At 42.1% G+C, this 11,820-nt stretch carries 8 protein-coding genes and 1 pseudogene; 4 read left to right on the top strand and 5 right to left on the bottom strand.

The window, feature by feature from the left end; all coding sequences use genetic code 11:
• Positions 1–274 precede the first annotated feature (274 nt).
• Positions 275–1,795, top strand: coding sequence for a phenylacetate--CoA ligase family protein (locus H6G41_RS19750; protein ID WP_190747880.1), 1,521 nt, complete (start codon positions 275–277; stop codon positions 1,793–1,795).
• Positions 1,796–1,797: 2 nt separating this feature from the next.
• On the opposite strand, the gene holB is transcribed toward H6G41_RS19750, so the two are convergent.
• Positions 1,798–2,760, bottom strand: a complete 963-nt coding sequence (gene holB, locus H6G41_RS19745; protein ID WP_190747879.1) for a DNA polymerase III subunit delta' — start codon at positions 2,758–2,760, stop codon at positions 1,798–1,800.
• Between the two features lie 151 nt (positions 2,761–2,911).
• Complete coding sequence (tmk, locus tag H6G41_RS19740) at positions 2,912–3,544, bottom strand: dTMP kinase (protein ID WP_190747903.1); 633 nt, start codon at positions 3,542–3,544, stop codon at positions 2,912–2,914.
• Positions 3,545–3,664: 120 nt separating this feature from the next.
• Here tmk and H6G41_RS19735 point away from each other — a divergent pair, with 120 nt between their 5' ends.
• Positions 3,665–6,451 carry an ATP-binding protein gene (locus tag H6G41_RS19735; protein WP_190747878.1) on the top strand — a complete coding sequence of 929 codons (2,787 nt, stop codon included), beginning with the start codon at positions 3,665–3,667 and terminating at the stop codon, positions 6,449–6,451.
• A 330-nt stretch (positions 6,452–6,781) separates the two neighbouring features.
• On the opposite strand, the gene larE is transcribed toward H6G41_RS19735, so the two are convergent.
• Positions 6,782–7,606 carry an ATP-dependent sacrificial sulfur transferase LarE gene (larE, locus tag H6G41_RS19730; RefSeq protein WP_190747877.1) on the bottom strand — a complete coding sequence of 275 codons (825 nt, stop codon included), beginning with the start codon at positions 7,604–7,606 and terminating at the stop codon, positions 6,782–6,784.
• Between the two features lie 205 nt (positions 7,607–7,811).
• Positions 7,812–8,600, bottom strand: a pseudogene (locus H6G41_RS19725) (Uma2 family endonuclease).
• A 164-nt stretch (positions 8,601–8,764) separates the two neighbouring features.
• Here H6G41_RS19725 and H6G41_RS19720 point away from each other — a divergent pair.
• Entirely contained in the window at positions 8,765–8,923 is a 159-nt protein-coding gene (locus H6G41_RS19720; RefSeq protein ID WP_190747876.1) for a hypothetical protein, read from the top strand.
• Between the two features lie 18 nt (positions 8,924–8,941).
• Here H6G41_RS19720 and hrmK read toward each other — a convergent pair whose 3' ends face one another.
• Positions 8,942–10,741 carry a hybrid histidine kinase/response regulator HrmK gene (gene hrmK / locus H6G41_RS19715; RefSeq protein ID WP_190747875.1) on the bottom strand — a complete coding sequence of 600 codons (1,800 nt, stop codon included), beginning with the start codon at positions 10,739–10,741 and terminating at the stop codon, positions 8,942–8,944.
• 193 nt (positions 10,742–10,934) lie between these two features.
• Here hrmK and H6G41_RS19710 point away from each other — a divergent pair, with 193 nt between their 5' ends.
• Positions 10,935–11,801: a branched-chain amino acid ABC transporter permease gene (locus H6G41_RS19710; protein WP_190747874.1), complete on the top strand. Its 867-nt coding sequence runs from the start codon at positions 10,935–10,937 to the stop codon at positions 11,799–11,801.
• The last annotated feature ends 19 nt before the right edge of the window (positions 11,802–11,820 follow it).

Here is an 11,820-nt window from a genome sequence, read left to right as displayed (position 1 = left end):
CATTCTCGGCTTTTTCTTCCTCCGCGTCCTTGGCGTCTTCTCTGCGAGACGCTACGCAAAGGCGGTTTTATAAAAAATCCTGTTTGCAACTCAAATCGGATTGCTATATCCGCAAAGTAATCATATGGATTGCAGCTACCATTTTACGCCATTCATTAATTCTCGTAACATCAGATAGCGATTTTCAAAGAATGCGTCAAGTCAGGGAATTTCCTGTAGAAAGTTGGATTTAATTAATTTATTTAATTTACTGAATTTAATTTGCTAGTTACTCATGAACAGCAGATCACAACAGCAAAAAGCAATTACAGCCTTTGGTGATTTTGTGTCTACACCCCTAGACACCTTGCTACAACAGCATCTACAAACACCAACAGAATCAGCAGTTTTAGCTTTATTTCACGATGTCGCTGCAAATGTCCCAGCTTACCAAGCTTTTCTCAAACAACAGGGAATCGATCCCACAACAATCCAGAGTTTAGCGGATTTTCAAAATTTACCCGCGATCGCCAAAAATAATTATATCTCCCGCTATCCCCTCACAGACTTGTGCCGCAATGGGCAATTATCCGAATGCGATATGATAGCCGCTTCTTCCGGTTCCACAGGTAAACCCACATTTTGGCCGCGTTTTTTCAGCGATGAACTGCAAATCGCCACCCGCTTTGAGCAAATTTTTCACGACAGCTTTTATGCAGATACCAAACGCACCTTAGCAGTAGTTTGCTTCACCCTGGGTACATGGGTAGGGGGAATGTTTACCACTAATTGCTGTCGCTATCTGGCGAGTAAAGGTTACCCCATCACAGTCATTACCCCAGGAAATAATAAAACAGAAATCTTCCGGGTAGTTCAGGAACTCGGCGCAGGATTTGACCAAGTTGTCTTATTAGGCTATCCGCCATTTCTGAAAGATGTCATTGATACGGGTATTGCTAATGGCGTGCAATGGCAGCAATATCATATCAAGTTAGTCATGGCGGGAGAAGTCTTCAGTGAAGAATGGCGCAGTTTAGTTGCAGAAAGAATAGGTGCGTCAAATCCCTGTTATGATTTCGCATCCCTTTACGGAACAGCTGACGCAGGTGTATTAGGGAATGAAACACCCTTAAGTATCTGCATTCGCCGTTTCTTAGCTCAAAATCCCGATGCAGCCAAAGCCTTATTTGGTGAATCGCGGCTACCAACCTTGATACAATATGACCCCATCAGCCGCTTTTTTGAAGTTGAGGATCGCACATTACTATTTTCTGGGAATAATGGCATTCCCTTGGTGCGTTATAACATTTTAGATACAGGTGGCATTATTAGTTATGACGCCATGCTGCAATTTTTAGCAACATGGGGATTCGATCCCATCCATCATCCAGATATCTGCATTACATCTCAACCAGCGAGAGGAATTCGTCCCCTACCGTTTGTGTATGTATTTGGACGTTCTAACTTTACAGTTTCTTACTTTGGTGCCAATATCTACCCAGAAAATGTCACAGTCGGCTTAGAGCGATCGCCAATTTCCCAATGGGTAACAGGTAAATTTGTCTTGCAAGTCAAAGAAGATGCAGACAAAAACCGCTTTTTATGCATAGTTGTGGAGTTAGCACCAGGAATTGAAGCTAGTGAAGATAAAAAACAAGCGATCGCATCTTCAATTCTCTCCCAATTGCTGCGCCTCAATAGCGAATTTGCTAATTACGTTCCCCCAGAATATCAAACGCCACAACTTGCATTAGCTCCCACAGGCGATCCAGAATATTTCCCCATAGGCGTTAAGCATCGTTACACCCGTCAATAATCTTACCTATGGCATTGTTGATACAACGATAATAAAGTACATTCCCAAACAAGACGCGGCTGGGCGTAGCAAAGTAAGGCTTTACGCGCTTTGTCTAGTGGTTTAATTATCTCTGGTTTATACCATTGTTGCCAGTATATTTGCTGAAGGTAATCAACTAGCCATAGCTGTGCTTCTGTATCCAAACCCTTATCAATTGTTTTCGCTAACTCCAGCGCTTGACGGTAGGATGATGGTGCTTTTTTCACAGCTTCCAGTAACTCAGGGGGGATAGATTGGAGTTGCTGATAAGATGCGATCGCGCTTCCTGGACTACCTGCGGCTATACTCAACAATGGGGGATTTTGCAAAACCTCTGAATGACCGGATTGAATTAGCACCTGAGCTAAAGCAGATTCATCTAATCGAGAAAAAGGAATGCGTTGACAGCGCGATACCAATGTTGGTAACACAGAATCAGGTGTAGGTGCAATTAAAATTAAAGTCGCCTGTCCTGGTTCCTCCAAAGTTTTTAGTAACGCATTCGCTGCTGCTTCCGCCATAGTTTCTGCTTGTTCCAGCACTACAATATTTCTTGGTGCTTCCAAAGGGGGACGACCAAGAAATTCTGTAATTTGCCGAATTTGCTCTAACCTAATCACAGGCGGTGCTTTCCGCTTCACACCTTTCTCACCTGCTTCTTTGGCTGTGAGTAACTGTCCTTGATATTGGTAAGTTGGCTCTACCCACAATACATCTGGGTGGTTACCTTGCAGCAAGCGATTATGTAAAGACGAAATTAATTTTGTCTCTACAAAACTCGCAAATAGGAATTCAATAAAGCACCGTGCTGCTAAACTCCGTCCCACCCCATCCGGCCCCACAAACAGATAAGCCGGTGCGACACGCTTTTGCTTCACAGCCTGAGTTAATAATTCTATCGCTTGTTGCTGTCCTAAAAGTGGTTGAAATGGGGCATTGGGCATGGGGCATTGGGCATGGGGCATGGGGCATTGGGGAGCCACTGCGTTGGACGGGTTTCCCGGCTTAAAGCAAGTGGCGTCATTGGGCATTGGGCATTGGGCATTGGAAATTTGTTATTTATCTTCCTAGCCTCTAGCCTCTAGTCCCTAGCCCCTATCCTAACAATAGGCGATCGCGCAAAATGCCTTGAATCGTTTGGTGTACAATTTCCTTACTCAAGCTACCATCAATGCGAATAATTCTTTCGGGAAAAGCGGCGGCTAAATCTGCGTATCCTTGCTGTACGCGCTGGTGAAAAGCGATGGTTTCTTGTTCAATTCGGTCTAAAGCTGCTTCTGTGCCACGTTTACGCGCCAATCCGACTTCTACATCCACATCTAACCAGATAGTCAAGTTGCTTTGTAAACCCCCAGTAGCAATATAATTTAGCTGGTCAATTAAACTCATATTTAACCGCCGACCGTAACCTTGATAGGCAATGGTCGATTCCACATAGCGATCGCATAAAATATATTTACCCTGCGCTAAATATGGTTTAAGTTCTTGTTCCACATGTTGCGCTCTATCAGCAGCATATAACAATAATTCTGTCACTTGGGCGATTGGTTTATGATCCACCTTTTCTAGCAACAAGCGGCGCAAATCTAAACCTAATTCTGTTCCCCCTGGTTCTCGCGTCAAGACTACAGAAACACCAAGACTTTGCAACCACGCTTGACAAAGCTGCATTTGGCTTGTCTTACCGCAGCCTTCCACCCCTTCAAATACAATTAATTTGCCACCCATGCTGATAATAAACTTTTTTGCTGACATTTTATTACGCTAGCAGCTTATAAGCGCTTTTACTCCCAGATAAATGGGAACTCTAGATAGTGAAAGAACTAGATTATTCCCAATTCTGTCATCATGTCTAATTGCGATCGCGATCCTGTTAACCCATCTTTGCATGGAAACTTAACTAGAAGCTTAAGTTCAGTTGAAACTTGGGGCTTTGGTCTAACAGGTCATATCCTATGGATAGCAGTAATTCCCGCAATTCATGCAGCATTAGGTTCCCAAGCTATCTTTGTCTGGATTCCGGCTGTTCTGTGCGGGATGTTACTTAACTATCAAATGCAGCATTTAGGATTTCACTTGCAAAATATCGCTGGCGGAACTCCTAATTATGCCAGTCATTTGCTGAAGCGATATCCAGGTTTAGCCCGCTATGCTGCATTGGGATATTATTTCAGTTGGGTATCGGTTTTACCAGTTAACGCCATTGTTTTGACAGATTTAATCGAGGTAAATTTAGCAGCTTTGGGTATTAGCTGTCCTAAGCTACTGTTAGAAATTGGCTTAACCTTACTTCCCTTTGTTTTGGCATTTAGTGGCACTCGTGCCCTGAGTATTCTACATTTATTTTTTGTTATCCCAGCATTTGGTTTACTCCTGATTTTTTCTGCCCAAGGACTTGGCTGGTTAGCTTTCTCATCCGCTAGCCCTGGCTTTTTCCCAGAAGATTTATCCTTAATTAGCTTTGGAGATTGGGCTAAGTGGTTTCTTTACGTTACCTATGCCACTTATGCTTGTGAAACTGCTGCTTCTTTTGTTGCTGACAGCCGTCATCCTCACAAAACTCTCTTCAGTCTCAAAGTTGCTGCTTGGTTAATGTTACCAATTTATTTAGGTGCATCCTGGGTAGTAATGCGTTTAGCTACAGATGCTAACCTCAAAGATAGTGCTTTTTTGAACTTGCTTGCTGCTGCCAAACCCTTTTGGGGAGATGGGTCTGCTTTAATTATCACCTTTTTACTCAGCGCTTCTTGTCTTTTAGCTTGTGCCACAGTTGTTTCTAATTGTTCGCGGATTTTATATCAACTATCACGGGATCATTATATTGCCTCAGTGTTTGCCGTAGTATCTCGGCGGGGTGTATTTGGCCCGGCTTTAGCCTTAACACTAGTACTTAGCCTGGGTTGCTTAATTTGGGGAAATGTCGCCGCCATTGTTGTTGTTGGTAACGTTGGCTGGTTTATCTCGATCATGGCGGTACATCTAGGAATCTGGTTACAACGGGATAAACCACAAGTGTTATTTCCGCGAATTACATTAGGTATTTTACTGGTAGAAGTAGCAATTTTGTTCGTCGGTGGTTTAGCTTGGGGATGGCGAGAATTTATTATGGGGTTATTGCTGCCCCTAGGAATTATTAGTATTGATGCTATAGTTAACAGCGTTGCGTTTCCACCTTTTCGTCCCCTTTGGTGGATGAAATATGAGCGATCGCGTCCGGCGATAATTATCAAAGATTCTGTAATGCTTCAGGTAAGCATCCTGATTTTTCTGTTGTGTAGCACTGTTACCATCGGTTGGGTATTTGGTTTTCAGCTGAATCAAACGACAAATCGGGAAGGCGAAAATCTATTTGTTGTCTTACTAATGACTATTGCTTTTGTAGGAGTTGCGATCGCCTGTTGGACAAGTTTACCCCAAGTAGTGGCGATCGCTGAAGCCAGAGAAGCCGCTGAACATCTATTTACAATTGCTCAAGATGCTATTCTCGTCACAGATGAACAAGGGATTATCAACCAAGCAAACCCCGCCACAGAATTATTATTTAATATTAATCCATCTGATTTGTTAGGAAAACACCTTAACAAATTGCTACCGGAATTAGCTGCAAATCCCCAACAATGGGCAAAACGCAGCGAACAAATTTTCACCCACAACACCAAGAGCAAAATTTTAGAAATAGCAATTTCCGATCGTCCCCATCAATATTTTCAAGAATACATTGTCATTCTCCACGACATCACCAAGCGTAAACAAGCAGAAGAGATATTACGCAATTCTGAAGCAGAATTAAAAGCAGAAGCCCAACAATTAGCTAGCCAACTAGTACAAAGTGAAAAAATGTCTAGCTTAGGCCAGTTAGTAGCCGGAGTTGCCCATGAAATTAATAATCCAGTTAATTTTATCTCTGGAAACCTTACCCCCGCTAATGAATATCTCCGAGACTTACTAAAATTACTAGAACTTTACCAACAGCATTATCCCCAACCCGTCCCAGAAATTAAAATTCATGCAAAACAAATTGATATTGACTTTATCATTAGCGATTTACCCCGCTTACTAAATTCCATGAAAGTTGGTGCTGATAGAATCACAGAAATTGTGCTTTCTCTGCGCAATTTTTCTCGCTTAGATGAGTCAGATATGAAAGTAGTAAATATTCATGAAGGTATCGATAGTACTTTAATGATTCTGGCGCATCGCTTCAAAGCTAATGACAAACGTCCAGAAATAAAAGTTGTTAAAGAATACCACGATCTTCCCTTTATAGAATGCTATCCAGGACAACTGAATCAAGTATTGATGAACATTTTGGCTAATGCTATTGATGCTTTAGAAGATGCATTTTTTACGCAACCTAAACCTCAAAATTTGCGAATTAATATTACAACTTTATTAACCAAATATCAAAATATCTTAATAAAGATTAGCGATAATGGTTGCGGAATTCCCGAAATTATACAACAGCGATTATTTGAACCTTTCTTTACCACCAAGCCTATTGGGAAAGGAACTGGTTTAGGTTTATCTATTAGTTATAAAATCATTACTGAAAAACATCATGGTACATTAAAGTGTAACTCTGTTATGGGCAAAGGTACAGAGTTTACAATTGAAATTCCTATACATCAAAAATAAACAAAAAATAATTTATTGCTGCGATCGCTATTGGGCGATCGCCTGCAAAATACACACATCTCGTCGGGGTTTAGCAGTAATCATACGTGTCAACTTAAGCTAAAAGCTATATACGGCGAGTGTTGTACAAAAACCCTCGCCCTCATCCCCTAACCCCTTCTCCCCCAGGAGAAGGGGAACTAAATCTCTTGCTCCCCTCTCCTTCAGGGAGAGGGGCTGGGGGTGAGGGCAAAACCTTGCAACCAAGAGGGTTTCACGTTAAGTTGACACCAATGAGCAGTAATAAACCCTGCAAAATCAATTGATTATTGACTATTGAAAACCTACCCTTTATCTATTGGCGATCGCTATTGACAAAACCTGATTCAATTTACCACTGCGATAACCTTCTAAATCTAAGGTTACATAGATAAACCCAAACTCTTGAAAAGCAGAGACTACTTGCGGTAAATCCGTAGTTAACACAAACTCTTTAATTTGTTCTGGCGGTAATTCAATCCTGGCTGTATCGCCTTCCGAACGCACCCGCAAATTCTTTAACCCCAGCTTGCGCAAGTAAATTTCTGCTCTTCCTACACGTTGTAACTTCGCAACAGTAATCTCTTCACCATAGGGAAAGCGGGAACTCAGACAAGGTTGCGCTGGTTTATCCCACCAAGGTAAACTCAGTTCTTGGGAAAGCTGGCGGACTTCCATTTTACTCACACCAACTTCTGCTAAAGGCGATCGCGCACCTCTTTCTTTCGCTGCTTGAATTCCTGGGCGATAATCGTGTAAATCGTCGGCGTTAACTCCATCTACCACGTATGGATAACCCAACTCTCTAGCTAAAGGTTTGAGAGTGTCGTGTAACTCGCTTTTGCAGAAATAGCAGCGATTGACAGGGTTTGAGGTGTAATTGGGATTGTCCATTTCGTTTGTCTGGACAATTTGATGAGGAATCCCAATAGTTGCCGCTTGAATTTTCGCATCTTCCAATTCTTCCGGCAATAGCGAAGGAGAAACAGCCGTCACAGCCAAAGCGCGATCGCCTAAAACATCATAAGCAATCTTAGCAACCAAAGTACTATCAACACCCCCAGAGTAAGCAATTAGCGCCTGCTCCATTTCCGCAAAGATAGCTTTTAGCCGCTCAAGTTTTTCTATTATTGTCATTTTTCTAGCCTACCGCAATCCTATAGCACCCAACAAATTCTATTCTAGTCACTGGTAACCCGTAACCAGCGAGTGGTCTATTGATAGAGAATTACGAATCAGGTACGAGGAAGACGCGGGAAAACGACGAATAAAAAATGGCTAATTACAACTATGTCATACACCATACAATAGTTTTACTTAGCAAAGGTCAAGAGTGTTTTATTCACGGCTCAGAAGTTGAGATTAATGCTGCAATCGCTTCTAAATCCAATCCTGTAACTCTCGCCACCTGTTCCACCGTCATTCCACCAGCCAGTAAATTACGCGCCGTTTGCAACAACTGCGCCTCAGCCCTATCTGCTCGTTGGCGTTCCTGTTCAGCCCGTTGATATTCCTATTCTTCAGGAGTTGGTAATAATTCGCCGTCCAAAGTCGCCCAGCGTAACCAAGTCGCCTCAATCCCTTTATAATTTCCTTGCCAACGCTGCAAAGCTAACCCTAAGGATTCACTGACCAATTGATTGCGGTCATTTGTCACTAAAGGTTGGTAAACTCTCTGTTGAATCGAAAAACCCGCCCAATCATCTGGGTTAAACGGGTCATACCAGAAATATTCTGGCACGCGCATTTGATTTTGATAAATCAGCTTTTTCTCATTCTTATCTGCGGTGGCTGTACTTTCGGAAAGCAACTCAATTACAACATCTGGTGCTTTCCCTTCTTCCCAAACTACCCAACTTTTGCGTTCACCTTTGGGGACACCCAACACCACAAAAAAGTCTGGGCCTTTAAAGTCTTTGTTTCGCACCTGCGCCAGACTGTAGTAAACAAACATATTACCGCCTACAAACCCATCTTCTCGGTGCGATAACCAAGGAATTAAGGCATCTATCAGCAAGTCCATTTGAGCTTTATGCCTTGCACTTTCCATTGGGACACCATCATCATAGGGAAGTTCTGCTTGAGTAGGGGGAATTTCAATCAAAGGCGCAGGTAGAGTTGTTTCTGACATGGCTGTTCACCAATGGGGTAGCCCGCAGCAAATATATCTATGGTACTGGATTGTTAATCTAACTGAGTCTCTCAAGATATTTTACAAAAAATAAACTTAGAAACAGGCGATCGCAACTCACTTCTTCCATCTCAACCCAAATTCTCTTAACAAACCTGGAGTCTTTGCAAGCACGATCGCTAATTGAAACAACAGCAGCTACTTTTTCCCTTCATCCCTTAGTGATGGAATATGTTAATTTTCAGCTTATTCCCGAAAATAATCCCCAAATTAAACATAATCTTTTGCTTGAGCAAAAGCATCAACTCCAAATAGCCAGTTAACTAGTAATTAATTAGGAATTACTCAGGTTTACTATATTTTGCTACTAAATTAGCTAATAAAGGTAAATCAATCGGTTTAGAGATATAGTCATTCACGCCAGCAGCAAGACAAGTATCGCGATCGCCTGTCATTGCCATTGCTGTTTGGGCAATAATGGGAATTTCACTATACTGCTGATTTTCTCTCAGTTGGCGCACTAAGTTCAGACCGCTATCATCCGGGAGATTCACATCCATCAAAATTACTGCTGGTGTGAGAGTTTCCAAAAATTCCCACATTTCCGCAGCATTTTTCGCCCAAGTCACTTGATAGCCTAATTTTTCTAAATAAATCTGCATCAATTTGGCGTTGTTTAAGTCATTTTCTACTAGCAAAATGTCGATAAAAGAGCTAGGAGCATGAATAATCGGTGGTAAAGCCGATAAATCAGACACTTCACCTTCAATTCCTTCTAAATCCCCAACAGGATTAAGAGGAAGGATAATTGTAAAACGCGAACCGCGATTTAGCTCCGATTCAACTTCCACAGAACCACCGTGAACTTCTGCGAGTTTACGCGTCACTGCTAAACCTAAACCAGTACCTTCATGACGAGCGACTATGGAGTTAGAAATTTGGAAGTAGGGTTGAAACAGTTTTGCCTGGTCTTCTGGAGAAATACCAGCACCAGTATCCCAAACTGTAAAATGGACAAAACTACCTTTAGCCAAAACTCTTAAACCAACACTGCCTGTAGTTGTAAACTTAAGCGCGTTGAATAGTAAATTCAACAACATTTGTTTCAACCTTAAAGAGTCGGCTACGAGAGTTGTGACATTGGGGTCTATATCTAACAGCAGCTTTAAACCTTTATTGGCAGCTTTTTCCTTCACTAATGCCATCACATTCCGGCATAGTGTCGGCACATTGACAATTCCCCACTCAACTTCTAGCTGATTGGCTTCAATTTTAGAAAGATCCAAAATATCATTGATGAGCGCTAGCAGGTGCTTACCGCTCGATTGAATAATATTTAAATATTCTTGATGACGTTCTTTTGTAGGATCGTAACTCTGAGCTAACAACAGGTGAGTGAACCCGATAATTGAACTTAGCGGGGTGCGGATTTCGTGACTGGTATTAGCCAAAAACTGATTTTTTAGTTGATTAGTACGTTCCAATTCTCGATTAGAACTACTCAAATATTGCGACTTTTGTTGCCAAGATTGAAGTTGTTTGAGCTGTGCTAAGGCGACATTACAGTAATTGACGGCTCGTGCTACCAATTGCGGCTTCATTTGCGCTTCTAAGGCTTTGGTGGGATCTCCATCCAATCTCTTAGAAGCTGTGGCAATAATTAGCCAAGCAATCATTCCCCCAGAATCATCGCTCAACTGCCAAGCGCTTGGCGGTTGTTGATGCTCTAGGTGCTGTAAATCTTCAAGTTCTATCGGCTCATCTAATCTTAAGCGTAGCTTTTTACCTTTTTTAGAAATAGTTTCTAAATGTGGAAGTTGTGATCGCCGGGATGACGATGGAGAAACATAACAGACTCTACCAGTTATTTCTTGCGGTTGGAACAGAGCGATCGCCACCTTACTGCTGTTTAAAGCATGGTTGAGATCGTTGACCAAAATTTGGAAAATTTCTGCTTCTGTGCTTCTTTGCTGTGGCAAAGTATTACAAGCAGAAAGCAGGCAATCGTTGAGATCGCTTTGCAACTGGTTCAAGCTACGCTCTAGCCACAACTCGGTGCTAAGTTGCTGGATTGTGGTCAAAAGTGTTGGAGTTGCATCTATCGGAGAGTTCTGTTCTGGTAAGCTTGAATACTGCTGCATGGTCAACTAGACCGCTGAACAAGTTTAGCTTCGCACAAGAGTGCGAACAGGATTTCATGTATACTAGCGCACATTTGTTTTTATTTATAAAGCATAACCTATAGTGCCTAATAGTGTCGAATGTGACGAAGATCCCACAATTTAATGTACGAAATCACTCACCCTGGAATTTCTTAAGATCAACTTAAGACTTATGGATACACAAATTTTTCAATTAATTATCAACGGAATTGCTGTGGGAAGTATTATTGCTCTCGCCGCAGTTGGACTTACCCTCACCTATGGGATTTTACGGTTGTCAAATTTCGCCCACGGTGATTTTCTGACTTTGGGAGCTTATCTAACCCTGTTAGTGAATACCACAGGTATAAATATTTGGTTGTCAATGATAATAGCCGCAGCGGGGACAGTCTTAACAATGCTGTTATCCGAAAAATTGCTGTGGTCAAGAATGCGCAATTTGCGTGCTACTTCCACTACCCTGATTATTATATCTATCGGACTGGCCTTATTTTTACGTAATGGCATTATTCTCATCTGGGGTGGTAAAAACCAAAATTACAATTTACCTGTAACCCCAGCTTTAGATGTTTTAGGTTTAAAAGTACCGCAAAATCAGTTATTGGTACTGGGTTTAGCCGTGCTAGCAATTTTGGCACTGCACTACCTATTACAAAACACAAAAATCGGCAAAGCGATGCGAGCCGTTGCCGATGATTTGGATTTAGCCAGAGTTTCCGGGATTAATGTAGATCGAGTAATTTTTTGGACTTGGCTAATTGCGGGCACGCTGACATCCTTAGGGGGCAGTATGTACGGGCTAATTACGGCTGTGCGCCCCAATATGGGATGGTTTTTGATATTGCCCTTATTTGCTTCCGTAATTTTGGGGGGAATTGGTAACCCTTATGGTGCGATCGCCGCAGCTTTTATCATTGGCATAGCTCAAGAAATCAGCACCCCTTTACTAGGTTCTCAATATAAACAAGGTGTAGCGCTGTTGATCATGATTTTGGTGCTGCTCATTCGTCCCAAAGGTTTATTCAAAGGAACGATTTGAGCAGCACCATTCAGCTTCT

It is taken from the genome of Tolypothrix sp. FACHB-123 (assembly GCF_014697075.1).
GTDB lineage: Bacteria > Cyanobacteriota > Cyanobacteriia > Cyanobacteriales > Nostocaceae > Aulosira.
This window is presented reverse-complemented; position numbering and strand designations above follow the sequence as displayed.